Raw genomic sequence first — 25,877 nt, forward strand, 5'->3', positions numbered from 1 at the left:
GCNGGTGCCGAGGGTGCGGGGGTGCTCGCGGCCGCGGGGCCGGGCTTCTTCGCCGGCGCGGGGCCGGGCTTCGCGGCGTCGGACTTGGATCCGTACGACTCGCGCAGGCGTCGCGCGACGGGGGCTTCCACCGTCGACGACGCGGACTTCACGAACTCGCCCTGCTCACTGAGCCGTGCGAGAACTTCCTTGCTGGTGACACCGAGCTCTTTTGCCAACTCGTGCACGCGGGCCTTGCCTGCCACTCTTCTCCTCAAATGTGAGGTCGAGGGCATCACTGGTCCCGCCGACCTCGGTTAGTTACTCCGATTGCCGTTCATCGCTGGTGCTTCACGGTGTGCTCATGTCTTCAGCTCGATTCCTTCACTTCCGAGTAGGTCGGCCTTGGGAAAGACCTACCGTCTTCAGACCGCTCATCATCATAGCGCGTCCTGGCAAGTCGATTGCGCCAGGGAGTCGTCCAGCGGACCCGATACGCGGAGCGCACGACGGAACGCGTTCCTCTTTCGGGCCGCCTCCCGGCACGACGGGGAGTCGTGCAGCCACGCACCCCGCCCCGGCAGGCGGCGCCGCCCGTCCACCACGACGGTCCGCGCACCGTCGACCGGCGCGGACGCGACCACCCGGATCAACTCGCCCGCGGACGCCCGGCGCCGGCACCCGATGCAGGTCCGGACCGGCCCCTGCACGTCGCCGTCCACGCGGGGTTCGGTCTCGGAGCCGGGGGTCCCGCCCGGCCCGCTACTCACCTCGCGGCTCGCCCTCCGCGTCGGAGCGGATGTCGATCCGCCAGCCGGTGAGCCGGGCGGCGAGGCGGGCGTTCTGCCCCTCCTTGCCGATCGCGAGCGAGAGCTTGAAGTCGGGGACCACCACCCGGGCGGCCTTCTCCTTGGGGTCGACGATGGTGACCGACACCACCGACGACGGCGACAGGGCATTGCCGACGAAGACCGCGGGATCGTCGTCGTAGGAGATGATGTCGATCTTCTCGCCCTCGAGGTCGCTCATCACGTTCCGCACGCGCTGCCCCATCGGGCCGATGCACGCGCCCTTGGCGTTGAGGCCCGCGACGGAGGTGCGCACCGCGATCTTCGATCGGTGGCCGGCCTCGCGCGCCACCGAGGTGATCTCGACGCTGCCGTCGGCGATCTCGGGCACCTCAAGCGCGAAGAGCTTCTTCACCAGGTTCGGGTGGGTGCGCGAGAGGGTGATCTGCGTGCCGCGCTGGCCGCGGCTCACGCCGACGACGTAGAACTTCATCCGGTCGCCGTGCTCGTAGCTCTCCCCCGGCACCTGCTCGGCGGGCGGCAGCAGGCCCTCGTGGCCCTCGCGCTCCCCGCCGATGCGGACCACCACGAAGCCACGGGCCGCCGCGCGGGCGTCGGCCTGGACCACGCCCGAGACGACCTCGCCCTCGTAGACCGCGAACTCGCCGAAGGTGCGGTCGTTCTCCGCGTCGCGCAGGCGCTGGGTGATGAGCTGCCGGGCCGAATCCGCCGCGATGCGGCCGAAGCCCTCAGGAGTGTCGTCCCACTCGGTGATGATGTTGCCGTCGGCGTCGAGTTCCTGCGCGAGCACCTTCACCTCGCCGGTGCGACGGTTGACGTCGATCCGCGCGTGCGGCTCGTGGCCGTCCGTGTGCTTGTACGCGGTGAGGAGTGCCACCTGGATCGCCTCGATGACGGTGTCGACGGAGATGTCCTTCTCCGCCTCGATCGCCCGCAGCGTCGCCATGTCGATGTTCATCTAGTCCTCGTTCCTCTGCGCCGCACCGGCGTCCTCGCCCGTCAGGTCCTCCGGTTCGGCACCCGACTCCACGCGCCCGGGCGTGATGCCCGAGAGCTCCATCTCCTTGGGGTTCGGCCTGCGGAACTCGACCCGGACGGCGGCCGCGGCCACCTCCGCGAGGTCGAGGTCGCGGGTCGTCGGGGCGGCCCCCTTCGCCCCGGGCAGCACGACGGTGACCGTGGCCCCGCCGCCCTTCCCGTCTTCCGTGAGCGGCCCGATCCGGGCCAGCAGGTTCGTCCCGTCCGTCAGCTCGATCGCCGCCTGGCGGCCGCGGGCGCGGCGCCAGTGGCGGGGCTCGGTGAGCGGTCGCTCCGCGCCGGGCGTGGTCACCTCGAGGGTGAACGCCTGGCCGCCGAAGACCTCGTCGGCGTCGTCGACCGCGGCGGACAGGGTCCGCGCGACCTCCGCCAGCTCGTCGAGGGTGGGGCCCGCGTCACTGTCCACGACGACCGCGATGGAGGACTTGGGACCCGCGTTGTTGATCTTCACCTGCTCCAGATCGAGCCCGGCCGCGTCCAGGTGGGGCGCGATCACGGCCTTCACCGCCGTTTCGTCGTAAGCCATACGCGCCTCCCTGTGAAATTGTCACCGGACGTGCCCGGTGTCGAACGCTGCGGCCAGTGTACCCGGGCGCCTCGCTAGACTCGCCCCGTGATCGCCCCATCCCCGCGCCGCGGCGACGACGCGCCGCCGCGTCCCGGCATCGACCGCCGCACCGCCCTGACATCCGTCCTCCTCGCGGGAGGCGCTCTCGCCGGCGGGGCCGCGCTGGCCGGGTGCACCACCCCCGAGGACCGTGCCGACGACCCGCAGGCGGTGCGGCTGCAGGCGGCCGCCGCTGCAGCCCAGGCCGATGCGGACGCCGCCCGCGGCCTGGCCGTGCTCGACGGGGCCTCCGGCCCGCAGCTGCGACTGATCGCCGATCAGCGCGGCCAGCACGCCGCGGCGCTGTCCGACGAGCTCTCCCGGTACGTCGAGCGCCCGACCTCCGTCACCGCGGCACCGTCGTCGACGCCGGCCGCGCCGTCGCCGCTGAACCGGCAGTCGCTGCATGCGCAGCTCACCCGCTCGGCGAAGGACGCCGGCGACGCCGCGGTCGCCGCCTCCGGCTACCAGGCCGCGCTCCTCGGCTCCGTCGCCGCCGCGACCCGCGTGCACGCCGAGGTGGTGCTCGCATGACCCCCGCGCAGGACGCCGTCGCCGCGGCGGTCACGTCCGAGCACGCCGCGGTCTACCTGTACGGCCTCGTCGAGGCGTACGCCGCGCCCACCCGCAAGACCGAGATCGCGACCTACGCGGCGGAACACCGCTCGCAGCGCGACGCCCTCGCCCGGGTGCTCAGCGCCGCCGGCGCACAGGTCCCGGTCGCAGCGCCCGCGTACACGCCGCCCGAGCCCGTCACCGATCCCGTCAGTGCCGCGAAGGTGGCGGCGGCGGTGGAGGACGACGCGGCTGCGGCGCACCGCAACCTGCTCTCCCACGCCGACGGCGACGGGCTCCGGCACCTCGGCGTCACCGGGCTCGGCGGCGCGGCGGTCCGCGGCGCCCGCTGGCGCGCCGCCCTCGGGGTCTCCCCCGTGACCACGCCCTTCCCCGGTATCCGCACCTGACGTTCCCTTTGCGCACCTTTACACTCGGGGGATGACGTCCAGTGATCCGCAGCAGCCCGGCGACGGGACCTACGACCCGACGGTGATCCGCCCCGCGGAGCCGGCGCCGCCCGCGCCCGACCTGACGAAGCGCGACGGTGACCAGGCCCCGACCGGGCAGGACGTGGGCGGCGATCCCGACGCCGCGACCACCGTGCACCAGACCGCGCAGCCCAACCCCTACGCCACCCCCTCGGCCTACACCCCGCCGGCGGACCCGTACGCGGCGCCCGCCGATCCGTATGCGGCGCAGCAGAACCCGTACGGCGCCCCCGCGGATCCGTACGCCGCGCAGAACCCGTACGGCGCGCCGCCCCAGTACCCGGGCCAGCAGCAGTACCCCGGCCAGCCGCAGTATCCGGGCCAGCAGGGCTTCGCCGGCCAGCCGGGGTACCCGGCCTACCCCGGCGGGCCGGGCTACCCCGGATACCCGGGGCAGGGTCCGAAGCCCGGCACCAACGGCCTCGCGATCGCCTCGCTGGTCTGCGGAATCCTGGCCATCCCGCTGGCGTGCCTGATCGGCCTGTTCAGCATCCCGCTGCCCATCGCCGCGATCATCACGGGCGTGATGGGGATGAAGCAGACCAAGCAGACCGGCCAGCAGGGCTACGGCATGGCGCTCGCCGGAACGATCCTGGGCGGCGTCGTGCTGGTGCTCGTCGTCGTCCTCGTGATCATCGGCATCGGGGTGCTCGCGTCCGGCGGCTTCGACACCGATTCGGTGCTCACGCTTCTCGGCTGAGCGCAGAACCCACGAGGGGCCCGCACCAATCCGGTGCGGGCCCCTCGTGTGTCCGGACTACCGTGCGGCGGCGACGATCTCCGCGGCGGCGTCGGCGACGGGGATCTCGCGGGAATCGCCGGTGAGGCGGTCCCGGAGCTCGACGACACCGTCGGCCCAGCCCCGGCCGACCACGACGACGGTCGGGACGCCGACCAGCTCGGAGTCCTTGAACTTGATGCCGGGCGAGGCCTTGCGGTCGTCGAGCAGCACCTGCAGGCCGGCCGCGTCCAGCTCGGCGGCCAGCGACTCGGCACCGGTCCAGGCGCCCTCATCCTTGTTCGCGATGACCACGTGCACGTCGAACGGGGCGATGCCCTTCGGCCAGCGCAGGCCCTTGTCGTCGTGCTGCTGCTCGGCGATGACGGCGACGAGGCGCGAGACGCCGACGCCGTAGGAGCCCTGCGTCAGGCGCACGGGCTTGCCGTTCTCGCCGAGCACGTCGATCTCGAAGGCGTCCGTGTACTTGCGGCCCAGCTGGAAGATGTGGCCGATCTCGATGCCGCGCGCGGACTGCAGCACGCCCTTGCCGTCGGGCGAAGCGTCTCCGTCGCGGACCTCGGCGGCCTCGATGGTGCCGTCGGGGGTGAAGTCACGCCCCGCCGTCAGGTTCACCACGTGCCGCCCCGGCGCGTCCGCGCCGGTGATCCAGGCGGTGCCGTCGACGACGCGCGGATCGACGAGGTACCGGACGTCGTTCGCCTGCAGGGCCTTCGGGCCGATGTAGCCCTTCACCAGGAACGGGTACTTCGCGAAGTCCTCGACCTCGAGGAGCGCGACCTCGGTCGGCTCCAGGGACGCCTCGAGCCGCTTGAAGTCCACCTCGCGGTCGCCGGGCACGCCGACGCCGAGGAGCTCCCAGTCGCCGCCCGGGGCGCGGGTCTTGACCATGACGTTCTTGAGGGTGTCGCCCGCGGTCACCTCGCGGCCGAGGACGGAGGCACCGTCGGCGCCCTCGTTGGCCCAGGCGACGAGCGTGTCGATCGTGGGCGCGTCGGGGGTGTCGTACACCTGCGCGGCGGGCAGCCCGTCGAGCGGGATCGCCGGCGGCGCGGGCGTGACCACGGCCTCGACGTTGGCGGCGTAGTCCGACTCGGTCGAGTGCACGTAGGTGTCCTCGCCGACGGGGCTCACCGCGAGGAACTCCTCGGAGGCGCTGCCGCCCATGGCCCCGGACGTCGCGGAGACGATGACGTGCTCGACGTCCAGGCGCGCGAAGATCCGCTGGTAGGCGGCGCGGTGCTTCGCGTACGCCTCGGACAGGCCCTCGTCGGAGGTGTCGAAGCTGTAGCTGTCCTTCATGACGAACTCGCGGCCGCGGAGGATGCCCGCGCGGGGCCGCTCCTCGTCGCGGTACTTCGTCTGGATCTGGTACAGGATGACCGGCAGGTCCTTGTACGAGTTGTACTCGCCCTTCACGGTGAGGGCGAAGATCTCCTCGTGGGTGGGGCCGAGCATCATGTCGGCGCCCTTGCGGTCCTTGAGACGGAACAGGCTGTCGCCGTACTCGGTCCACCGGTTGGTGGTCTCGTAGGGCTCGCGCGGCAGCAGGGCCGGCAGCAGGATCTCCTGGCCGCCGATCGCGTTCATCTCCTCGCGGACGACCTGCTCGACGTTGCGCAGCACCCGCAGGCCCAGCGGCAGCCAGGAGTAGACGCCGGGCGCGATGCGCCGCACGTAGCCGGCGCGGACGAGCAGCTTGTGGCTGGGGACCTCCGCGTCCGCGGGGTCGTCGCGGAGCGTGCGCAGGAACAGCTGGGAGAATCGGGTGATCACGACGCCACAGCTTAGTGTGTCCGGTGTGCTGATCCTGCTTCCCCCGTCCGAAACCAAGGCCGGTGGCGGGAAGGGCGCGCCGCTGGACCCGGCGGCGCTGACCTTCCCGTCGCTCACCCCGACCCGCGAACGCCTCCTCGACACGCTCATCGCCGTCTCCCAGGACGGCGGTGCCGCCCGCGCCGCGCTGGGATTGTCGGAGGGGCAGACGGACGAGCTGGAGCGGAACCGCGCGCTGCGCACCGCCCCCACCCGGCCCGCGATCGAGCAGTACACGGGCGTCCTCTACGACGCCCTCGACGTCCGCGGGCTGACGAGGGCGCAGCGCGCGAAGGCCGACGCGCGGCTGGCCGTGGGCTCGGCGCTGTTCGGCGCGGTGGGCGCGGTCGACCCGATTCCGGCGTATCGGCTCTCCTCGGGGTCGAAGCTGCCCGGCCTGCGCACGCTGGCCGCGGAGTGGAAGCCGGCGCTGGCCGACGCTCTCGCCGGGGCCGACCGCGGCCTCGTCGTGGACCTGCGGTCGGGCGGCTACGCGGCCCTGGGCCGGGTGCCCGGCGCGGTGACGGCCACCGTCGTGACCGAGAAGCCCGACGGCTCGCGCGCCGTGGTCTCGCACTTCAACAAGCACCACAAGGGCCTGCTGGCCCGGGCGCTGGTCGTCACCCGCGCCGAGCCCGGTGACGCGAAGGCCGTGGTGAAGGTGGCGGAGAAGGCCGGACTGCGCGCGGAGCTCTCGTCGCCCACCGAGGTGACGATCGTCACCGCGGGATGACGCGGACCGGTCCGCGCCCGACCCGGGCTTAGTCCTCGTCGAGGCGGTGCCGGCGGGCGCGGCTCACGCGCTCGGCCTGCGGGGACGCCTCGGGGTGGTGCATCGCGTCGGGCTCGGGCAACGAGTGCCGGCCGCCGGTCGACGGGGCCCCCTGCTGCGGGGCCTGCTGCTGTGGGGGCGCGGCGGNCGGACGNTGGATCGGGGCGCTCGGNCGCTGNACGGGCCCGCTCGGACGCGGCGCCGGCCGGCCGGGCCGCGGCATCGCGCCGCTGGGACGTTGCGTCGGCCGGCTCGGGCCGGCCTGCTGGCCCGGCTCGCCCTGCTGGCCCGGCCCGGCCTGCGGGGCCGGACCGCTGGGCTGCCCCGGCCGTCCGGGGCGCTGGACGGGGCCGCCGGGGCGCGGCAGCTGCCCGCTCGGCCGCTGCATCGGTGCGCTCGGCCGCGGCACCTGGCCGCTCGGACGCTGGATCGGGGCGCTCGGGCGCTGTTGCGCCTGCGGGGGTGCCGCGGGAGGCCGGTACTGCGGGTCGGCCGCCGGACGGGGAGGTTGCGGGGCCTGCGGCGGGCGCGGCAAGTCGGTGCTCTCCCGCTGGATCGGGCCCGACGGGCGTGCGACACCGGCCAGCCCCTCACCGGGCTGCCCCGCGCGCGGCAGCGGGTCGCTCGGGTGCGAGTACGCCTGCTGCGGCTGCGGCGCCTGCGGCGGCTGCGTGGCCGGCCGGTGCTGCACCGGCTGCTGGGGCTGCGGCGCCTGCGGCCGCTTGATGGCGCGGAACCGATCGGTGAAGTACACGGGCTCCGGGTCGCCCGGCTGCTCGTTGTAGGCGCGGTCGAAGTCGCTGCGGCGGACAGCCGGGAAGGATCCGGAGGTGACGTCGCCCTCGAGCGGCTCCCAGTCGTCGTCGACGTCGTCGTCGTGGTCGAGCGCCTGCGCCGGGAACGAGGTCGACGGGATCGCACCGCCCGACTTGCTCGACTCCTGCGCCGCCTGCCCCTCGGCGACCTCCTCCGGGGTGAAGCGCATGAAGGGGACGACCACGAGGCCCGCGATGATCAGGATGATCGCGCAGGCGATGAAGGCGAGGCCGTAGCCCGAGGCGAGGGCCTTGAGTTCGTCGCCCCGCAGCAGCGGGTCGGAGCTGAGCTCGCCGTTCGTCGGGCCCCCGTCGGCCATGATGCGGGAGGTCACCGCGACCTGGACGGTGGCGAGGCCGATGATGCCGCCGAGGTTCTGGCAGACCTCGACGAGGGCCGACATCGGCCCGATCTCCGTGGGGCGGACGCCGGCGAGGGCGCACAGCGGCAGGGGGATGATCGCGAACCCCACCCCGATGCCGATCAGGAAGACGGGCAGCGCGATGTACGGGAAGTACGTGACCTGCGACGGGTCCTTGGTCATCAGGTAGGGCACGTACAGGCACGGCAGGAAGACGATGACACCGCCGAGCAGCACCAGCCACCGAGCCTGGTACTTGAGCACCAGCTTGGAGGCGACCAGCGTCGAGATGCCCATGCCGACCGCGAAGGGCACCAGCGCCAGGCCCGACTGCAGCGGGGTGTAACCGAGGACCTGCTGGAAGGTCAGCGCGACGTAGAAGCCGAGCGTCGGGATCAGCGCGCCGCACACCAGGATGGCCAGCATGGCCGCCACGCGGTTGCGGTTGCGGAACAGCGAGAAGGGCAGGATCGGGTTCTTCGCGGTGCGCTCCACCCAGAGGAAGGCGACGAGGCAGACCGCACTGATCGCGGCCGCGGCGTACACGCTCGGATCCTGCCAGTGGGTCTCCGGCCCGGCGGTGAGTGCGTAGACGCCCGTCACGCAGCCCGCGACCGCGAGCACCGCGCCCTTCACGTCGAGGGCGTGCCGGCGCTCGGACATCGATTCCTCGAGCGCGAACCAACCGCCGATCACGCACGCGACGCCGACCGGGACGTTGATCCAGAACACGAGCCGCCAGTCCCAGGTGGCGAGGAGGCCACCCGCGATCAGGCCCGCCACGGAGCCGAGGCCGCCCATCGCCGCGAAGATCGCGAAGGCCTGGTTGCGCGCCTTGCCCGGCGCGAACGTGGTGGCGATGAGCGCCAGCGCCGTGGGGCAGGCGATCGCGGCGAAGAAGCCCTGGCCCGCGCGGGCGGCCAGCAACCAGACCTCGTCGGTCGCGAAGCCGGTGAGCAGCGAGGCGAACGTGAACCCCGCGACGCCGAGCATGAACATCTTCTTGCGGCCGAAGGTGTCACCGAGGCGACCGCCCAGGAGCATGAACCCGCCGAAGGTGACTGCGTACGCCCCGAAGACCCACACCTTCGCGGCGTCCGAGAGGTGCATGGCCTCCTGGATCCGCGGCATCGCGACGAAGACGACCGTGCCGTCGAGGACGGCGAGGAACATCATCCCGGAGAGGACGACGATGGCGATGCCGAGTGCGCTGCCCTTGACGCGATAGCTCTGCGCCTGGGCCCCCGGGGCCATCGTTGAGGTCATGAAGACCGAGGCTACCGGCTCAGAGAAGGCGCGAAGAAATCGCTCGTGCTGGTTTCCCGGTCGGGGCGCGCGACGCGCACCCCCTGTCCGTGCACTCAGCAAGCATTGTGCAGTGGCGTTTCCGCAGACCACGGTCGGTGCCGCCCGGTCCGACCGGGCGGAGCCGCCCGGATGGTCACAATTCGGGCGACACGCCGGGCTCGGCGCCCGTCAGTCCTCCAGACGGTGGCGGCGCGCGCGACTCACCCGATCCGCCTGCGGGGTCGGCGCCGGATGGTGCATGCCGTCGGACTCCGGCGCGGCGTGCCGGCCGGTGCGCGGTGCGGGCGCCCCCTGGTAGGCGGGCTCCCCGCGGTCCGCGGCACCGCTCGGCGGATCGGCCCGGTACTGCTGCGGTGCCGGACGCGGCGGACGGTAGTCGGGGACGGACGCCCGCGGCGCGGGCGGCACGGGCGGGCGCGGCAGGTCGACGCTCTCGCGCTGGATCGGGCCCGACGGGCGGGCGATGCCGGCGAGGCCCTCTCCCGGGCGGGCGGAGGGCCGCGGCAGCGGATCACTGGGGTGCGAGTACGCCTGCTGCGGGACCGTCGGTGCCGGGCGGGTCAGCGGGTCGCTCGGCTGCGAATAGGCCTGCTGCGGCGCCGTCGGCTGCGGGCGCTGCTGCGGGCGCGCGACGGGGACCTGCTGCGTCGGCGGCTGCGGAGCGGGCGCGGGCCGCGGCGCGGCGGCGTTCGGCGGCGGCCCCGGCCGGATCCCCAGGTCGGTGAGCGGCGAGGCCGTCGTCTCGACCTCGGCGCGCTTGATGGCGCGGAACCGGTCGGTGAAGTACACCGGCTCGGGATCGCCGGGCTGTTCGTTGTAGGCGCGGTCGAAGTCCTCGCGGCGGATCGCGGCGAAGGAGCCCGAGGTGACGTCGCCCTCGAGGGGCTCCCAGTCGTCGTCGACGGCGTCGTCGTCGTCCTCGAAGGCCTGCGCCGGGAACGAGGTGGACGGGATCGCACCGCCGGACTCGCTGGACTCCTTGGCGGCCTGCCCCTCGGCGATCTCCTCCGGGGTGAACCGCATGAAGGGCACGACGACGAGTCCGGCGAGGATGAGGATCGCGGCGCAGGCGATGAAGGCGAGGCCGTAGCCCGAGGCGAGCGCGTGGATCTGGTCGCCCGTGAGGTTGCCGTGGCGCAGATGCCCCGTGGTCGGGCCGCCCTCGGCCATGATCCGCGAGGTCACCACGACCTGCACGGACGCGAGGCCGATGATGCCGCCCAGGTTCTGTGCGACCTCGATGAGCGCGGTCAGCGGCCCGATCTCCGACGGACGCACGCCGGCCACGGCGCCGAGCGGCAGCGGCACGACGGCCATGCCCACGCCGATGCCGATGAGGAACACGGGGATCGCGATCTGCGGGAAGTAGTCGATGGTCGCCGGCGCCTTGCTCATCAGCGTGGGGACGTAGACGCAGGGCAGGAAGACGATGGCGCCGCCGACGGCGACCAGCCAGCGGGCCTGGAAGCGGCGCACGAGCGTCGCGCTGATCGCGACGGAGATGCCGAAGCCGACGGCGAAGGGCAGCAGCGCGAGCCCGGACTGGAAGGGCGTGTAGCCGAGGACCAGCTGGAACGTGAGCGCGACGTAGAAGCCGAGTGTGGGGATCAGCGCGCCGCAGACGAGGATCGCGAGCATGGCCGCGACGCGGTTGCGGTTGTTGAACAGCGAGAAGGGCAGGATCGGGTTCTTGGCGGTCCGCTCGACCCACAGGAACAGCGCCAGGCAGATCGCGCTGACCACGGCCGCGACGTAGACCGAGGTGCTCTGCCAGTGCGCCTCGGGGCCCGCGGTGAGGGCGTAGACCCCGGTGACGCAGCCCGCGACGGCCAGGGCGGCGCCCTTGACGTCGAGGGCGTGCCGGCGCTCCGCCACGGCCTCGTCGAGGGTGAACCAGCCGCCGATCGCGCAGGCGATGCCCACGGGCACGTTGATCCAGAAGATGAGGCGCCAGTCGATGGTGGCGAGGAGGCCGCCGGCCACGAGGCCGGCGATGGAGCCGAGTCCGGCCATCGCCCCGAAGACGGCGAAGGCCTGGTTGCGGGCCTTGCCCGGCGCGAAGGTGGTGGCGATCAGGGCCAGCGCAGTGGGGCCCGCGATCGCGGCGAAGAAGCCCTGGCCGACGCGCGCGGCGAGCAGCCAGGCCTCGTTGGTCGCGAACCCCGCCAGCGCGGAGGCGACCGTGAAGCCGATCACGCCGAGCAGGAACATCTTCTTCCGGCCGAAGGTGTCGCCGAGTCTGCCGCCGAGCAGCAGGAAGCCGCCGAAGGTGAGCGCGTACGCGCCGAAGACCCAGACCTTGGTCGCGTCGGAGAGCCCCAGGGCGTCCTGGATCTCCGGCATGGCCACGAAGACGACGGTGCCGTCGAGCACCGAGAGGAAGATCATCCCGCACAGCACGAGGATCGGGATGCCGACGGCGCTGCCCTTGACGCGGTAGGTCTGCGCCGGGCTGGAGGGCGCCATCGTTGAGGTCATGATGCCCGAGGCTACCGACTACCCCGCCGGATCCGGAAGTCGAGAACGGTAACAATTGTGACGAGAGTTACTGAAGTGACGGTTTCGGCGTCGGGCGAAAACCCCGGAATCGGGCGATTCGCGCAGCGCAGGGCCCCGATCCCCCGATCACCCGGCGGTCGTCGGCACGGGGGCGTCACATTTCGCCGACACGCACGAAACCCGCACCCCGGGTGCGGGTCAGCCGCCCAGGGCCGCCGTGAATCCGGCCGTCGCGCCCACGACGAGCACGGCCGGGGGCACGACCTCCGCGGCGGCCGCGTCCGCCGCGATCGTCGCGAGCGTGCCGCGGACGGTGCGCTGCCCGCCCGTCGTCGCGTTCTCGACCACCGCCGCGGGGGTCGCCGCGGGCCGGCCGCCGGCGATCAGCGCCTCGGCGATGGCGGCGAGCCGCTCCACCGCCATGAGCACCACGACGGTGCCCCGCAGCCGGCCGAGCGCGTCCCAGTCGACGAGGCTGTCGGGGTGGCCCGGTGCGACGTGCCCGGAGACGACGACGAACTCGTGCGTGACGCCGCGGTGGGTGACCGGGATGCCCGCGGCCGACGGCGCCGCGATCGAGCTGGTGATGCCCGGGACCACCGTCACCGGGATGCCCTCGGCGGCGAGCGCCTCGAGCTCCTCGAAACCGCGGCCGAAGACGTACGGGTCGCCGCCCTTGAGGCGCACGACGAACTTGCCCTCCCGCGCACGGTCGATCAGCACCTGGTTGATGGCCTGTTGGGCCATGGCGCGGCCGTAGGGCACCTTCGCGGCGTCGATGACCTCGACGTGCGGCGCGAGCTCGGCGAGCAGCCGGGGCGGAGCCAGACGATCGGCGACGACCACGTCGGCCAACCCCAGCAGAGCCCGGCCGCGCACGGTGATGAGGTCGGGATCCCCCGGTCCCCCGCCGACGAGGGCGACGCCCTCCGGCTTGTGCGTGGGGCGCGCGGCCTCGTCGCCGGTCAGGACGGCGCGCAGGCTGTCGCGGACGGCCGCGGACCGTCGGTGGTCCCCGGAGGCCAGGACGCCCACCTGGAGCCCGTCGGTGGCGACGGTGGCGGGGGTGACGGCCGTGCCCTCGCGGGCGAGATCGGCGCGGACGCAGAACGTGCGCTGCACCTCGGCCTCGGCGACGACGGCGGCGTTGACCGCCGGGTCGTCGGTCGCGGCGAGGACGTACCAGGCCCCGAGTAGATCGCCGGAGGCGTATTCGCGGCGGTGCCACACGATGCCCGGCGTCGCCTCGACTGCGGGAGTCGCCTCCGGCGCGATGACGTGGACGTCCGCACCGGCGGCGAGCAGGACCGGGAGCCGCCGCTGGACGACGGTCCCGCCCCCCACGACGACGACACGGCGCCCACGCAGATCCAGACCGACGAGGTAGGGATCATGCGGGGCGCCGTGGCTGTTCATTCCGCTCAGCTTAGTGAGCGACCTCCGTCACTACGCGCGCGGCTCGGCGTGCTTGGTGGCGGTGTGCACGATGTCGTAGTACACGGCCTTGTTGGAGGCCTCGGGGTACACGCGGTACGTGAACTCCTTCTCGGTGAGGGTCACGATCTCGACGGTGCGCTTGTACTGCACGCTGCCGTCGGCGTTCTTGGCGACGATGGTGCGGGTCTTGCCGTCGGCCGAGACGGTCCAGTCGCCCTTGCCCTTGGCGGTGTCGTCCAGGTTGTACAGGGTGAAGGTGCCGTCCTTCTTGAAGTAGGCCCAGCCGACGTAGTTCTTCACGTTCTTGTCGGTCAGCGCGACCTTGGCGCCCTTCGCGTCCTTGGCGGCGGTGGTCTCCCACGCCGTCGAGGCGAGGACCGCGCTGGGCGTGCCGGCCTTGACGGGGGTGGGCTTCGAGGCCGAGGGCTTGGCCGAGGCGCTCGTGGAGGGCTTCGCGGACGGCTTGGCCGAGGCGCTGGGCTTGGCCGACGAGGAGGAGGGCGAGCCGGGTGCGGCGTAGGAACCGGCGGCGCAGGCGGAGGTGGCGACCACGGCGGCGGCGGCGAAGGTGACGGAGACGAGCTTGATCGACTTGTGCATGTGGCTTTTGTACAGCAAGCTCTCAGCCCGCGCGAGGCCCGTGCTCAGGGTGAGACGAATTCCTCACGCGACCGCTCTGACCAGCCGTTCCGCCACCTCGGGGTATCCGGCAGGATGCACGTGCAGATACGAGGAGTGCACTGTGGGCGAAACGAACCCGTCGGTCACGGGCCGGCCCTCCGCGTCGCGCCAGCCCCACGCCGCGGCGGGCCCCGGCGCGAGCGCCGTGCGGTGGAACTCGTGCCCCGTCACGCGCTCGCCGGGCTCGAACAGCGGGCTCGGGCCGAGGGCGACGGCGTCCCGGTATCCCAGGGTCAGGCGCGAGGTGAAGGTCGCGGCGCCGGGCACGATCCCGCACATGGGCACGCCGTCGAGCGAGTCCGCCAGGTAGAGCTGCCCCGCGCACTCGGCGTGCACCGCACCGCCGGCGTCGACCAGGGCCCGCAGCTGCGCGCGCAGCGCCGCGTTGGCCGAGAGCTTCTCCGCGTACACCTCGGGGAAGCCGCCGGGCAGGACGACCGCCGCGGCGTCCCCCGGCAGCTCGTCGGTGAGCGGATCGAAGCGGCGCACCCGCGCGCCCGCGGCGCGCAGCAGTTCCTCGTGCTCGGCGTAGCCGAAGCTGAACGCCGGTCCGCCGGCCAGGGCGACGACCGGATCGCCCGCGCGCTCCACCTCGTCCGACGGCGCCCACACGAGGCCGTCGGCGACGGGTCGCGCCAGCGCGCGGATCCGGTCGACGTCGACGTGCCGCTCCACCAGTTCCGTCATCGCCTCGACCGCGGCGACCGCGTCCGCACCGCGTTCGGCGGCGGGGATGAGGCCGAGGTGCCGCGCCGGCACCTCCAGCGCGGCGGCGCCGGGGACCGCCCCGACGGCCTCGAGACCCGCGTGCGCGCACGCGTCGCGCAGCACCCGCTCGTGCCGCGGGCTGGAGACGCGGTTGAGGATGACGCCGGCGATGGCGACGCCCGGCCGGTAGGTGGCGAAGCCCGCGAGCAGCGCGGCGAGGGACTGCGAGTGCCCGCGCACGTCGACGACGAGGACGACCGGCGCGCCGAGCAGCTGCGCGACATCGGCGGTGGAGCCGATGCCCTCGGTCGCCGCGCCGCCGGGCCCGTCGACGATGCGTCCGTCGAACAGGCCCATGACGCCCTCGACGACGGCGATGTCCGCGTCCCGCGCCCCGTGCCGGTAGAGGGGCCCGATGCGGTGCTCGCCGCAGAGCACGGCGTCGAGGTTGCGACCCGACCGGCCCGTGGCCAGCGCGTGGTAGCCGGGGTCGATGTAGTCGGGCCCCACCTTGAACGGCGCGACGGCGCCGGTCCGCGCCAGTGCGCCCATGAGCCCGGTCGCGATGGTGGTCTTCCCGCTGCCCGACGACGGCGCGGCGACGACGACCGCGGGAGTCACCACTCGACGCCCGGCTTCCGCGACCCCTGCGTCTCCCGGGACCGGGTGTGGGTGCGGTCCCTCACCACTCGATCCCCCTCTGGCCCTTCCTTCCAGCGTCCATCGGATGCTTGACCTTGGTCATCTCGGTGACCAGGTCGGCGGCGTCCATGAGCGCCTGCGGGGCGTCGCGCCCGGTGATGATCACGTGCTGGTTCCCGGGGCGGTTCGCCAGGGTCTCCACCACCTCGTCGACGTCGATCCAGCCCCACTTGAGCGGGTACGTGAACTCGTCGAGCACGTAGAAGCGGTGCTGCTCCACGCTGAGCCGCCGTGCGATCTCGCGCCAACCGTCGCGGGCGGCCTCCGCGTGGTCCTGCTCCGCGTCGTCGCTGCGGCGCAGCCACGACCAGCCCTGCCCCATCTTGTGCCACTCCACGGGGCCGCCGGCGCCGGTGCGCTCGTGCAGCTCGTTCAGGGCGAGCATGGTCTGCTCCTCGCCGACCTTCCACTTCGCGCTCTTGACGAATTGGAAGACGCCGATGTCGAAGCCCTGGTTCCACGCGCGCATGGCCATCCCGAACGCGGCCGTCGACTTCCCCTTGCCCGGCCCGGTGTGCACGGCGAGCACCGGCTGGTTGCGGCGCTGCCGGGTGGTCAGGCCGTCCTGCGGGACCGATTCGACCTTGCCCTGCGGCATGACATCACTCCTTCGGGGTCGGGGCGCTACGAAACGTCGATCCAGCGAGTCGCGGCGACGACTACCGTCGCGCACCCACCAGGATTCGACTTTCGGAACATACGTCAGGCGACGCGGGCCAGATCCTGCGGGCTCAGGCCGCCCAGCGGGATCATCGGCGCGCCGAGCGCGGCCGCGACCCTCGCCGCCAGCCCGAGTCGCACCATCGAGGTCTCGCAGTCCACGACCACCGTCGCGCGGCCGTCGGCGTGCAGCCCCGCCGCGGCGGCGAGGGCGCGCGACAACGGGTCGCGGCCCGAGGTCGCGCGGCCGTCGGTGAGCAGCACGACCAGCGGGCGCCGGGCGTCCGGGCGCAGATCCTCCCGTCGTAGCAGCTTCCGCGCCTCGATCAGGCCCTCTGCCAGCGGTGTCCGGCCGCCGGTCCGGGCCCGAGCGAGCCGCGCGACGGCCACGTCGACGGACCGGGTGGGCGGCACGAGGAGCGTCGCCTCGGCGCCGCGGAAGCCGATCACCGCCACCTTGTCGCGCCGCTGGTAGGCGTCGCGCAGCAGCGACACCGCCGCCTCGCCGACCAGCGCGATGCGCTCCCGCGCGGCCATCGAGCCGGACAGGTCCACGATGAAGACGACGAGATTGCCCTCGGTGGCCTCGCGGATCGGCGACCGCAGGTCCGAGGGCGCCAGGTGCAGCGGGCCGTCGACCCGGCCACGTGCGGACTGCGCGGGGGCCGCGGCGCGGAGCGTGGCGGCGAGGTGCAGGCCGGCGCCCGTACCGGCGGGCGCCGCACGCACCACGCTGCCCCGGTCGGAGCGGGATCTGGAGCGGCGGCCCGCCGCTCCCCCGGTACCCGTGCCGGGCACGGTCAGCCTACTGACGGCGCGGTGCCGCGCGGTCGGCAGCGGGGCGCCCTGCGGCTGCGGATCAGGGGCCGCGGAATCGTCCTGCGTCGGTGGCGGATCCGCCTGCTGCCCGCCGTCGGGTCCACCGCCGTCCGGGCCCCGGTCGTCCGGACCCCCGTCGGGGCCGTCCGGACCGTCGTCGTCGGGATCCGGGTCGGGATCCTCGCGGGCGTCGTCGAGGGCGCGGTCGAGCTCGGCGTCGTCGAGGCCGGGCTCATCGAACGGGTCGCGGCGCTTGCGGTGCGGCAGCGCGAGGGCCGCCGCGACGCGGACGTCGTCCTCGGTGACCTCGGCGGCCCCGCGCCACGCGGCGTGGGCACGGGCGGCGCGGGCGATCACGAGGTCGGCGCGCATGCCGTCGACGTCGAAGGCGGCGCACACCGCGGCGATGCGACGCAGTTCGGCGTCGGGCAGCGCGACGCCGGGCAGCCGGTCGCGGGCGTCGGCGATCCGGCGCGCCTGTTCGGCGTCCGCGGCCGCGTACTCGGCGGCGAAGCCGGCGGGGTCGGCCTCGAAGGCGAGGCGGCGGCGCATCACCTCGACGCGGGCGTCCACGTCCCGGCTCGCGCGCACGTCGACGGCGAGGCCGAAGCGGTCCAGTAGCTGCGGCCGCAGCTCCCCCTCCTCGGGGTTCATGGTGCCCACCAGGACGAACCGCGCCGGGTACGAGCGCGAGACGGCATCGCGCTCGACGGTGACCCGCCCCATCGCGGCGGCGTCGAGCAGCACGTCCACGAGGTGGTCGGAGAGCAGGTTCACCTCGTCGACGTAGAGGATGCCGCCGTCGGCGTCGGCGAGCAGGCCGGGCGTGAAGTCGACGCGGCCCTCGCCGAGAGCGCGGTGCAGGTCCAGGGAGCCGACGACGCGGTCCTCGGTGGCGCCGATGGGCAGCTCGACGAGGCGGGCGGGCGCACCGTCGTCGGGCCGCGACGGCAGCAGCGGGGCCAGCGCGCGGGCCGCGGTGGATTTCGCGGTGCCCTTCTCGCCGCGCACCAGCACGCCGCCGACGGCGGGCGCGATGGCGCAGAGCGTCAGCGCGAGCCGCAACTCGTCGTGGCCGACGACGGCGCTGAACGGGAAGCGGTCAGACACCGGCGGGCCTCCTCATGGGGACGTGCGGTATGCCGTCCTCGATGAATTCGTCGCCCTCACGGGCGAATCCGTACTTGGCATACATGCGCTCGAGGTGCGACTGGGCCTCGAGCAGGCACGCCCGGCCGCCGAGTTCGGCGAGCGCCGCGGCCATCAGTTCACCGATCAGCCCGCGCCCGCGGTACGACGGTGCCGCGCACACCCGGCCGATCGCGGCCAGGCCGGGGCCCTCGTCGGTGACGCGCACGGTCGCGATCGCGGCACCGGAGCCGCCGGGGGCCGCGTCGTCGGACAGCCAGAGATGGACCGTCGACGGATCGAGGTCGCGCCCGTCGACATCGAGCCACGGGCTCTGCTGCTCGGCGATGAAGACCTCCGCGCGCAGCTTCAGCAGCGCGTAGAGGGTCCTCGCGTCGAGTTCGTCACCGGTGGCGCGGCGCACGGCGCTACGCCTGCGCGTCGGCCCCGACGCCCGGGGACAGCTGCAGCGTGCGGTTGGTCCAGTCCCAGACCTGACCGAACAGCTGCTTGTTGTCGTTGAGGGTGGTGCCGTAGGACGGGATCATCTCCTGCAGCAACGGCTTCCACGCCTGCATGTGCTTGGGGAAGCACTTGCCGAGCACGTCGAGCATGGCGGGCACGGCCGTGGAGGCGCCGGGCGAGGCGCCGAGCAGACCGGCGATCGACTCGTCGTTCGCGGCGATGACCGCCGTGCCGAACTCGAGGTTGCCGCCGCCGGGGCCCTTGCGGATCACCTGGACGCGCTGGCCGGCCGTGATGAGCTCCCAGTCACCGCCGGTGGCGCGGGGCACGAACTCGGACAGCGTCTTCACGCGGTCGGCCGGCGACTGCATGAGCTCACCGACGAGGTACTTGGTCAGGCCCATCTCCTTGAGGCCGACGGCCATCATCGGGAACAGGTTGTTCGGCTTCACCGACAGCGGCAGGTCGGTGTACTGGCCGGCCTTGAGGAACTTCGGCGAGAAACCGGCGTACGGACCGAACAGCAGGCCCTTGTTGCCCTCGATGACGCGGGTGTCGAGGTGCGGCACCGACATCGGCGGGGCGCCCACCGCCGCCTTGCCGTAGACCTTCGCGGCGTGGTGGTCGATGAGCTCGGGATTGGTGCAGCGGAAGAACTGGCCCGAGACGGGGAAGCCGCCGAAGCCCTTGGCCTCCTTGATGCCCGACTTCTGCAGCAGCGGCAGCGCGCCGCCGCCGGCGCCGACGAAGACGAAGCGCGCGTCCACGTGGGTGACCTCGTGGGTGCGGAGGTTGCGGACGGTGAGGCGCCAGCCGTCCTTGGTGCGCTTGAGATTGGTGACCTTGGTGCCGAAGTGGACGGCGCCGCCCTTGCCGACGAAGTTGATGAGCTTCTTGGTCAGCGAGCCGAAGTCGACATCGGTGCCGCCCTCGTACCAGTTGACGGCGACGGGGTCGCCGAAGTTGCGGCCCGCGGCCATGATCGGCAGGCGCTCCGAGAAGGTGGCCGGGTCGGTGAAGAACTCCATGCCCTCGAACAGCGTCTGGCCGGACAGCGCGTCGTAGCGCTTGCGCAGGTACTCGACGTTGTCGGCGCCGTGCACGAAGCTGGCGTGCGGAATGGGGTTGATGAAGTCGGAGGGCTCGTCCAGCACGCCGGCATCCACGGCGTACGCCCAGAACTGGCGCGAGACCTGGAACTGCTCGTTGATCGTGATGGCCTTGGCGATGTCGACGGACCCGTCGGCGGCCTGCGGGGTGTAGTTCAGCTCGCACAGCGCCGAGTGGCCGGTGCCCGCGTTGTTCCACGGATCGGAGGACTCCGCGGCCGCGGCGTCGAGGGACTCGAAGACGTTGATCGACCAGCTGGGCTCCAGCTTGCGGAGCAGGGTGCCGAGCGTGGCGCTCATGATTCCCGCGCCGACGAGCGCGACGTCCGTGCTGATCACGTTACGGGCCATCTGGTAGTTCACTCCTCGACGTGGGGCGGGGCCACGCATCGGCCCCCTTCTGGGCCAGAACCTTACTCCGGGGCCCTCCGGTGGCGCGCAGCACACCGTGCAGTACCACCGGACCGCACGACCGGACGGCCCGCCGTCATTACAGTGAACCCGTGGCGATCACTGAGCTGACCTACTCCCCCGACGTCCTGGGCGACGACTTCGTCGCGCACACCTTCGAGCTGGGCCCCGACCCGGACGGCGAACCGGGCGGCGACGTCGTGGCGACGCTCGTCAAGCACGTGGCCGGCCCGCCGGACCCCCATCACGCGGTCCTGTGGGTGCACGGCTTCTCGGACTACTTCTTCCAGACCGAGGTCGCGGAGTTCTTCGCGGACCGCGGTTACGCCTTCTACGCCCTGGACCTGCGCAAGTGCGGGCGCTCGCTGCGGGAGGGCCAGTCGGCGCACTACGCGACGGACTTCACGGTCTACGACGCGGAGCTGGACCTCGCGGTCGCGGCGATCGAGCAGGAGCACCCCGGCCTCGGCGTCGTGGTCGCGGCGCACTCGACCGGCGGCCTCATCACGCCGCTGTGGCTCGACCGCCGCCGCCGGGCGGGCCGCACCGCCCCGATCGCCGGCCTGGTGCTCGACAGCCCGTGGTTCGACCTGCAGGGGTCCGCGGTGTTGCGCGAGGTAGCCACGCCCGTCGTCAAGCTCATCGGCAAGGCCGTGGGCACGCGCATCGTCCCGGTCGAGGCGGTCGGCGTGTACGGCCAGACCATCCACGCCGACGAGCACGGCGAGTTCGAGTTCGACGTGCGGATCAAGCCGATCGAGGGCTTCCCCGTGCGCTTCGGCTGGCTGCGCGCCGTGCGCGTCGCGCACAGCCTGCTGCACCGCGGCCTCGACGTGGGGGTCCCGTCGCTCGTGCTGCGCTCGACGAAGAGCTTCGCCCCGAAGGAGTGGAGCGAGGAGGCCGGCCGCGCCGACGTCGTCCTCGACACCCGCCAGATCGCGAAGTGGTCCGGCGCCCTCGGCGGCCGGCTCACGGTGATCCCCGTCGAGAACGCCAAGCACGACGTCTTCCTCTCCGAGAAGGACGCCCGCGAGACCGCGTACGCCGAGCTGGGCGCGTGGCTGGCCCGCGAGATCGAGGTCTGACATGGCAGAGCACGTCTTCGACGTCGTCATCATCGGGTCCGGGGCGGGCAACACCATCCCCGATCACCGCTTCGACGACCGCACCGTCGCGATCATCGACAAGGGGCAGTTCGACGGGGCCTTCGGCGGCACCTGCCTCAACGTCGGCTGCATTCCGACCAAGATGTTCGTCTACCCCGCCGACGTCGCCGACGAGGCCCGCGAGGGCGGCGTCCTCGGCGTGGACGCGGAGGTCACCGGCACCCGGTGGGCCGACATCCGCGACCGCGTCTTCGGCCGGATCGACCGGTACTCCGCCGGCGGCCTGCGGTACCGGGTGGAGAAGTGCCCCAACGTCACCGTCTTCCAACAGGAGGCGTGGTTCCTACCCTCGTCCGGCGACGGCCTGCACCGCCTCGAGCTGGCCGACGGCACCGTCGTCTCCGGGCGCGACGTGGTGATCTCGGCCGGCTCCCGCCCGGTGATCCCGCCGGTGTTCACCGCCGACGGCGCGGCGCCGTTCCACACCAACGACACGATCATGCGGCTCGACGCCCTCCCGGGCCGCGTGATCGTCGTGGGCGGCGGCTACATCGCGGCCGAGTTCGCGCACGTCTTCGCGGGTCTCGGCGCCGAGGTGACCGTCGTGGCGCGGGGCCCGCGGTTGCTGCGCTCGCAGGACCAGACCATCTCCGAAGCCTTCACCGAGGCCGTCTCCCAGCGGTGGGACGTGCGGCTGGGCACCGAGGTCACGGCGACGCGGACCGTCGGCGACGGCCTCGAGGTGGACCTCACCGACGGCACGACGGTGGCCGGCGACGTGCTGCTCGTCGCCACCGGTCGCACCCCGAACGGCGACACGCTGGCCCTCTCGGCCATCGGCATCGAACTCGACGGTGCCGGCCGCGTCCCCGTCGACGAGCATCAGCGCACGCCCGTGCGCGGCGTGTGGGCGCTCGGCGACGTGAGTACCCGGTTCCCGCTGCGGCACGTGGCGAACCACGAGGCGCGCGTGGTGGCGGCGAACCTGCTCTCGGGCTGGGACTCCCCCGCCGCCACCGCCGATCACCGGTTCGTGCCGGGCGCCGTCTTCTCGCGCCCGCAGGTGGCGTCGGTGGGGCTCACGGAGGCCGAGGCCCGCTCGCACGGCATCGATGTGGCCGTCGCCGAACAGCGCTACGCCGACATCGCCTACGGCTGGGCGATGGCCGACGCCGAGGGCGTCTGCAAGCTGATCGCGGACCGCTCGACCGGGCTGCTGGTGGGCGCGCACATCGTCGGGCACCAGGCGTCGGCGCTGATCCAGTCGGCGATCACCGCGATGTCCTTCTCCATCCCCGCGCAGGAGTTCGCGCGCGGGCAGTACTGGATCCACCCGGCGCTGCCGGAGCTGGTCGAGAACGCGCTGCTGGGGCTCGCGAAGGACGCGTGATCGTGAGGGCCACGCCGGGTACAGTCACATGCATGATTCAGCATGTTTCTCTCGTCCCCGGCTGCTCCAACCCGAACTGCACGTGCGAGAACTGCTCGTGCGGCGACAGCTGCACCTGCGGCAGCGGCACGTAGGACGCTCCGCTCCGGAACGGGCCGCGCGGATGCGCGGTCAGTTCCGGAGTGTCCGCAGCGCGATCTCCGAGGCCAGGGCCGCGGGCGCGCGCAGCGGGAGCCAGTGGTCACCGTCCGGCACCTCACTGAGCCGGTAGTCGGCCCGGAGGTAGTGCGCGGTGCCCTTGGCCTGCGCCGCGCCGGCGATGGCGTCGCGATTGCCCCAGACCAGGGTCGTGGGCACCTCGATCACCGGGCAGTCCAGCCCCTCACCGCCCGGCGCGAGGTTGGCCCGGTACCAGTTCAGGGCTCCCGTCAGCGTCGCCTCGTCCGCGAGGGCCTCGATGCCGCCGCCCGGTGCGGTGGCGAGCAGAGTGCGGGCGTCGTTGGCGAGCAGCGCCTTCTCCGCCGCGCCGGACTGCAGGAACAACTCCAGGTAGCGCGAGCGCTGCCGCTGGTCCTGATCGTTCGCCATCGCGTCGCCGAACGCCGACGGGTGGCCGAAGGACACCGCGGTCAGGCTCATGGCGCGCAGCGGGTAGGCGGCGGCGAAGTGCCACGCCACCGTCGCGCCGAGGCCGTGACCGACGACGTGCGCGTAGGGCACCTCGAGCGCGTCGAGGATGCGCGCCGCGTCCTCGGCGAGGTGCTTCATCGTGTACTGGTCGGCACCCTTCGGTCGGGCGCCGGCACTGTATCCGCGCTGACGGGGCGCGATGGTGCGCAGTCCCGCCTCGTGGAGTCGTTCCCGGACCTGGTCGAAACACTCCTCGGTCTGCGGGAATCCGTGCAGCAGCAGCACGGGCACGCCGTGCTCGGACCCCCCGACCGACACGTCGAAGGTCCACGAGCCCGCGGGCACCTGCACCGTGTCAGCTGAATCGATCGGCATGGTGGTCAACGGTAGTCACTCATGATCCGGATGGTCGGCAGGATCGCCGAAAACGCAGCGGGTGAATGCAAAGGACGCAGGATCGCATCGATGTCGCAGTGCTCCTCGATCGCATCGGCGATCGCGTCGAGCTGCGCGCGGCGCGCCCCGTCGTAGTCGACCGCGGGCCCGAGCTCCCGGTCCGGGAAGGTGCGGGTGAGGTACGCGCGACGGAAGGCGTCGGACCCGAACAGGCCGTGCCAATGGGTACCGAGAACGTGGTCGCGCAGCGCACCCTCCAGCCCGTCGGGGCCGTGCAGGGCAGGACTTTCCGTGGTCCGGACGACGGTGCCGTGATGGATCTCATAGCCGGTCGCCGCGACGCCGAGCCCGGTCCCCGCGACGTTCCGGACGCACTTGGCGCGAGCGAACTCGACGTCGAGATCGAGGACGCCGAGACCGTCGACGCGCGTGCCGGGCGCCGCCTCGATCCCGGCCGGGTCGGCGACGCTGCGGCCGAGCATCTGGTAGCCCCCGCAGATCCCGACGACGGGGCCGCCGGCCGCGGCGCGGCGGACGAGGGCGTCGGCGAGGCCGCGCTCGCGGAGCCAGGCGAGGTCGCCGACGGTGCTCTTGCTGCCGGGCAGCACCACGAGGTCGGCGTCGGCGACGTCGGCGGGCCGGGTCGTCCAGCGGACCGTCAGGCCGGGCTCGCACGCGAGGGCCTCGACGTCGGTGGTGTTGGAGACGCGCGGCAGCGCGATCGCGGCGACGCGGATCGCGCCCGGCCGCGCCGAGCCCCGGCCGACGAGGTCGGTCCCGAGCGCGGCGAGCGAGTCCTCGGCGTCGAGCCAGAGGTCGGTGAGGTACGGGAGCACGCCGAGGGTGGGCCGGCCGGTGAGGTCCGCGAGCTGGTCGAGACCCGGCTCGAGGATCGTCCGGTCACCGCGGAAGCGGTTGACGAGGAAGCCGTACACCAGACGCTGATCCTCGGGCGGCATCACGGCGACGGTCCCGGCGAGGTGCGCGAGCACTCCCCCGCGGTCGATGTCGCCGACGATCAGCGTCGGCAGGTCCGCGGCCCGCGCGAGCCCCATGTTGGCGATGTCGGTGGCGCGCAGATTGATCTCGGCGGGGCTGCCGGCGCCCTCGCAGAGCACCACGTCGAACTCGTCGCGCAGGCCCTGCAGCGTCGTGGTGACCTCGTCGAGCAGCCACTGCCGGCGGGTGACGTAGTCGCGGGCGCCCACGTCGCCGACGGGCCGCCCGTGAAGTACGAGCTGGGAGCGGCGGTCGCTGCCGGGCTTGAGCAGGACGGGGTTGAACCTGGTGGACGGCGCCAGCCCGCACGCGAGCGCCTGGGTGGCCTGGGCGCGTCCGATCTCCCCGCTCGTACCGTCGGCCTCGACGGTGGCGACGGAGTTGTTGGACATGTTCTGCGCCTTGAACGGCGCGACGCGCACGCCCCGTCGGGCCAGGAGACGGCACAGTCCGGCCGTGACCGTGGACTTCCCGGCGTCCGAGGTCGCGCCGGCGAGGAGGAGAGCGCCGCGCACTATTCGGCGGGGGCGCTCGGCGTGCTCGGCAGGGTGAGGATCTCGGCACCGTCGTCGGTGACGACGAGGGTGTGCTCGAACTGCGCCGTCCACTTCTTGTCGGTGGTGGCGACGGTCCAGCCGTCGGGCCAGATCTCGTAGTCGAGGCCGCCGAGGTTGACCATGGGCTCGATGGTGAAGACCATGCCCGTCTCGAGCACGGTCTCGACGTTGGGCTCGTCGTAGTGCAGCACGACGAGGCCGTTGTGGAAGGTCTCGCCGATGCCGTGGCCGGTGAAGTCGCGGACCACCGTGTAGCCGAAGCGGTTCGCGTAGGACTCGATGACCCTACCGACGACGTTGAGCTCGCGACCGGGCTTGACGGCCTTGATGGCGCGCTCGGTGGCGGTGCGGGTGCGCTCGACGAGGAGGCGGTGCTCCTCGGAGACGTCGCCGGCGAGGAAGGTCGCGTTCGTGTCGCCGTGCACCCCGTCGATGTAGGCGGTCACGTCGATGTTGACGATGTCGCCGTCCTCGATCACCGTCGAGTCCGGGATGCCGTGGCAGATCACCTCGTTGAGGCTCGTGCAGCAGCTCTTGGGGAAACAGCGGTAGCCCAGCGTCGACGGGTAGGCGCCGTGGTCGAGCATGTACTCGTGCGCCACCCGGTCGAGGTGGTCGGTGGTGACGCCGGGCGCCACCNCGGCGCCCGCGGCCTGCAGTGCATCGGCGGCGATCCGCGAGGCCACGCGCATCTTCTCGATGGTCTCGGGCGTCTGCACCCACGGCTCGTTCCCCTCGTTCGCCGACGGCTTGTCGACGTACTCGGGTCGCACGATCTTCGCCGGGACGGCCAGACGGGGCGAGACGGTGCCGGGAACGAGTGCAGCGCGGGTCATCCGTTCAGCGTNNCGGGCGCCCGACGGNGCGCCGGCNCGGTCGGGCGCGGGCGC

21 protein-coding genes and 3 pseudogenes are annotated in these 25,877 nt (G+C 72.9%); 6 read left to right on the forward strand and 18 right to left on the reverse strand.

Annotated elements, in window-relative coordinates; genetic code table 11:
- Positions 1–3: 3 nt before the first annotated feature.
- The 4 genes and pseudogenes from ACNAYW_RS23200 to rimP form a co-directional block, all read right to left on the reverse strand.
- Positions 4–245, reverse strand: a pseudogene (locus tag ACNAYW_RS23200) (translation initiation factor IF-2 N-terminal domain-containing protein); the annotation flags it as partial.
- Positions 246–419: 174 nt separating this feature from the next.
- Positions 420–749, reverse strand: a complete 330-nt coding sequence (locus ACNAYW_RS23205; RefSeq protein WP_415851984.1) for a YlxR family protein — start codon at positions 747–749, stop codon at positions 420–422.
- Entirely contained in the window at positions 742–1,746 is a 1,005-nt protein-coding gene (gene nusA / locus ACNAYW_RS23210; RefSeq protein ID WP_415851985.1) for a transcription termination factor NusA, read from the reverse strand. The genes ACNAYW_RS23205 and nusA overlap by 8 nt, the downstream gene beginning before the upstream one ends.
- Complete coding sequence (gene rimP, locus ACNAYW_RS23215) at positions 1,747–2,352, reverse strand: ribosome maturation factor RimP (RefSeq protein ID WP_415851986.1); 606 nt, start codon at positions 2,350–2,352, stop codon at positions 1,747–1,749. It abuts the gene before it with no gap.
- Positions 2,353–2,439: 87 nt separating this feature from the next.
- On the opposite strand from rimP, the gene ACNAYW_RS23220 reads away from it, so the two are divergent.
- The 3 genes from ACNAYW_RS23220 to ACNAYW_RS23230 are packed head-to-tail and all read left to right on the forward strand — an operon-like array spanning position 2,440 to position 4,179.
- Entirely contained in the window at positions 2,440–2,967 is a 528-nt protein-coding gene (locus ACNAYW_RS23220) for a hypothetical protein (RefSeq protein WP_415851987.1), read from the forward strand.
- On the forward strand, positions 2,964–3,398 hold the full coding sequence (locus ACNAYW_RS23225; RefSeq protein ID WP_415851988.1) for a ferritin-like domain-containing protein: 435 nt from the start codon (positions 2,964–2,966) through the stop codon (positions 3,396–3,398). The genes ACNAYW_RS23220 and ACNAYW_RS23225 overlap by 4 nt, the downstream gene beginning before the upstream one ends.
- 31 nt (positions 3,399–3,429) lie before the next feature.
- Entirely contained in the window at positions 3,430–4,179 is a 750-nt protein-coding gene (locus tag ACNAYW_RS23230) for a DUF4190 domain-containing protein (RefSeq protein WP_415851989.1), read from the forward strand.
- 57 nt (positions 4,180–4,236) lie between these two features.
- Here ACNAYW_RS23230 and ACNAYW_RS23235 read toward each other — a convergent pair whose 3' ends face one another.
- The gene (locus tag ACNAYW_RS23235; RefSeq protein WP_415851990.1) at positions 4,237–5,994 is read right to left on the reverse strand and encodes a proline--tRNA ligase; all 1,758 of its coding nucleotides are present in this window, start codon (positions 5,992–5,994) and stop codon (positions 4,237–4,239) included.
- Positions 5,995–6,019: 25 nt separating this feature from the next.
- On the opposite strand from ACNAYW_RS23235, the gene yaaA reads away from it, so the two are divergent.
- Positions 6,020–6,766: a peroxide stress protein YaaA gene (gene yaaA, locus ACNAYW_RS23240; protein ID WP_415851991.1), complete on the forward strand. Its 747-nt coding sequence runs from the start codon at positions 6,020–6,022 to the stop codon at positions 6,764–6,766.
- Positions 6,767–7,333: 567 nt separating this feature from the next.
- Here the strand turns inward: yaaA and ACNAYW_RS23245 are convergent.
- From ACNAYW_RS23245 to mqo, 9 genes and pseudogenes are all read right to left on the reverse strand, one after another.
- Positions 7,334–9,236, reverse strand: a pseudogene (locus ACNAYW_RS23245) (MFS transporter); the annotation flags it as partial.
- A 222-nt stretch (positions 9,237–9,458) separates the two neighbouring features.
- The gene (locus ACNAYW_RS23250; protein ID WP_415851992.1) at positions 9,459–11,768 is read right to left on the reverse strand and encodes an MFS transporter; all 2,310 of its coding nucleotides are present in this window, start codon (positions 11,766–11,768) and stop codon (positions 9,459–9,461) included.
- Positions 11,769–11,987: 219 nt separating this feature from the next.
- A complete protein-coding gene (gene cobA, locus ACNAYW_RS23255) occupies positions 11,988–13,205 on the reverse strand; it encodes a uroporphyrinogen-III C-methyltransferase (protein WP_415851993.1) in 1,218 nt (405 codons plus the stop codon).
- Positions 13,206–13,235: 30 nt separating this feature from the next.
- Positions 13,236–13,826 (reverse strand): DUF4822 domain-containing protein, encoded by a 591-nt coding sequence (locus ACNAYW_RS23260; RefSeq protein WP_415851994.1) that lies wholly within the window; start codon positions 13,824–13,826, stop codon positions 13,236–13,238.
- 63 nt (positions 13,827–13,889) lie between these two features.
- Entirely contained in the window at positions 13,890–15,239 is a 1,350-nt protein-coding gene (locus ACNAYW_RS23265; RefSeq protein WP_415851995.1) for a cobyrinate a,c-diamide synthase, read from the reverse strand.
- A gap of 58 nt (positions 15,240–15,297) precedes the next feature.
- Positions 15,298–15,915, reverse strand: coding sequence for a cob(I)yrinic acid a,c-diamide adenosyltransferase (cobO, locus tag ACNAYW_RS23270; protein WP_415851996.1), 618 nt, complete (start codon positions 15,913–15,915; stop codon positions 15,298–15,300).
- 104 nt (positions 15,916–16,019) lie between these two features.
- Positions 16,020–17,906 (reverse strand): VWA domain-containing protein, encoded by a 1,887-nt coding sequence (locus ACNAYW_RS23275; protein WP_415851997.1) that lies wholly within the window; start codon positions 17,904–17,906, stop codon positions 16,020–16,022.
- On the reverse strand, positions 17,899–18,348 hold the full coding sequence (locus ACNAYW_RS23280; RefSeq protein ID WP_415851998.1) for a GNAT family N-acetyltransferase: 450 nt from the start codon (positions 18,346–18,348) through the stop codon (positions 17,899–17,901). The genes ACNAYW_RS23275 and ACNAYW_RS23280 overlap by 8 nt, the downstream gene beginning before the upstream one ends.
- 4 nt (positions 18,349–18,352) lie before the next feature.
- A complete protein-coding gene (gene mqo / locus ACNAYW_RS23285; protein ID WP_415851999.1) occupies positions 18,353–19,849 on the reverse strand; it encodes a malate dehydrogenase (quinone) in 1,497 nt (498 codons plus the stop codon).
- A 152-nt stretch (positions 19,850–20,001) separates the two neighbouring features.
- On the opposite strand from mqo, the gene ACNAYW_RS23290 reads away from it, so the two are divergent.
- Together ACNAYW_RS23290 and ACNAYW_RS23295 are read left to right on the forward strand one after the other, a co-directional pair.
- Positions 20,002–20,994: an alpha/beta hydrolase gene (locus ACNAYW_RS23290; RefSeq protein WP_415852000.1), complete on the forward strand. Its 993-nt coding sequence runs from the start codon at positions 20,002–20,004 to the stop codon at positions 20,992–20,994.
- 1 nt (position 20,995) lies between these two features.
- The gene (locus ACNAYW_RS23295; RefSeq protein ID WP_415852001.1) at positions 20,996–22,405 is read left to right on the forward strand and encodes a mycothione reductase; all 1,410 of its coding nucleotides are present in this window, start codon (positions 20,996–20,998) and stop codon (positions 22,403–22,405) included.
- 171 nt (positions 22,406–22,576) lie between these two features.
- On the opposite strand, the gene ACNAYW_RS23300 is transcribed toward ACNAYW_RS23295, so the two are convergent.
- The 4 genes and pseudogenes from ACNAYW_RS23300 to ACNAYW_RS23315 form a co-directional block, all read right to left on the reverse strand.
- Positions 22,577–23,410 (reverse strand): alpha/beta fold hydrolase, encoded by an 834-nt coding sequence (locus tag ACNAYW_RS23300; protein WP_415852002.1) that lies wholly within the window; start codon positions 23,408–23,410, stop codon positions 22,577–22,579.
- A 5-nt stretch (positions 23,411–23,415) separates the two neighbouring features.
- Positions 23,416–24,945: a cobyric acid synthase gene (locus ACNAYW_RS23305; RefSeq protein ID WP_415852003.1), complete on the reverse strand. Its 1,530-nt coding sequence runs from the start codon at positions 24,943–24,945 to the stop codon at positions 23,416–23,418.
- A partial coding sequence (map, locus tag ACNAYW_RS23310; protein ID WP_415852004.1) for a type I methionyl aminopeptidase occupies positions 24,945–25,626 on the reverse strand: 682 nt, incomplete at its 5' end. The genes ACNAYW_RS23305 and map, both read right to left, overlap by 1 nt.
- Position 25,627: 1 nt before the next feature.
- Positions 25,628–25,823 (reverse strand): annotated as a pseudogene (locus ACNAYW_RS23315) (type I methionyl aminopeptidase); the annotation flags it as partial.
- Positions 25,824–25,877: the final 54 nt, after the last annotated feature.

Source organism: Tsukamurella ocularis (assembly GCF_965138335.1).
GTDB classification, from domain to species: domain Bacteria; phylum Actinomycetota; class Actinomycetes; order Mycobacteriales; family Mycobacteriaceae; genus Tsukamurella; species Tsukamurella ocularis_A.

Bases quoted from the DNA above. Each gene is read 5' to 3' on its own strand.
- ACNAYW_RS23260 (WP_415851994.1), bottom strand. From the start codon at position 13,826: ATGCACAAGTCGATCAAGCTCGTCTCCGTCACCTTCGCCGCCGCCGCC.
- cobO (WP_415851996.1), bottom strand. From the start codon at position 15,915: ATGCCGCAGGGCAAGGTCGAATCGGTCCCGCAGGACGGCCTGACCACC.
- ACNAYW_RS23250 (WP_415851992.1), bottom strand. From the start codon at position 11,768: ATGACCTCAACGATGGCGCCCTCCAGCCCGGCGCAGACCTACCGCGTC.
- mqo (WP_415851999.1), bottom strand. From the start codon at position 19,849: ATGGCCCGTAACGTGATCAGCACGGACGTCGCGCTCGTCGGCGCGGGA.
- rimP (WP_415851986.1), bottom strand. From the start codon at position 2,352: ATGGCTTACGACGAAACGGCGGTGAAGGCCGTGATCGCGCCCCACCTG.
- ACNAYW_RS23300 (WP_415852002.1), bottom strand. From the start codon at position 23,410: ATGCCGATCGATTCAGCTGACACGGTGCAGGTGCCCGCGGGCTCGTGG.
- ACNAYW_RS23230 (WP_415851989.1), top strand. From the start codon at position 3,430: ATGACGTCCAGTGATCCGCAGCAGCCCGGCGACGGGACCTACGACCCG.
- ACNAYW_RS23295 (WP_415852001.1), top strand. From the start codon at position 20,996: ATGGCAGAGCACGTCTTCGACGTCGTCATCATCGGGTCCGGGGCGGGC.
- cobA (WP_415851993.1), bottom strand. From the start codon at position 13,205: ATGAACAGCCACGGCGCCCCGCATGATCCCTACCTCGTCGGTCTGGAT.
- ACNAYW_RS23225 (WP_415851988.1), top strand. From the start codon at position 2,964: ATGACCCCCGCGCAGGACGCCGTCGCCGCGGCGGTCACGTCCGAGCAC.
- nusA (WP_415851985.1), bottom strand. From the start codon at position 1,746: ATGAACATCGACATGGCGACGCTGCGGGCGATCGAGGCGGAGAAGGAC.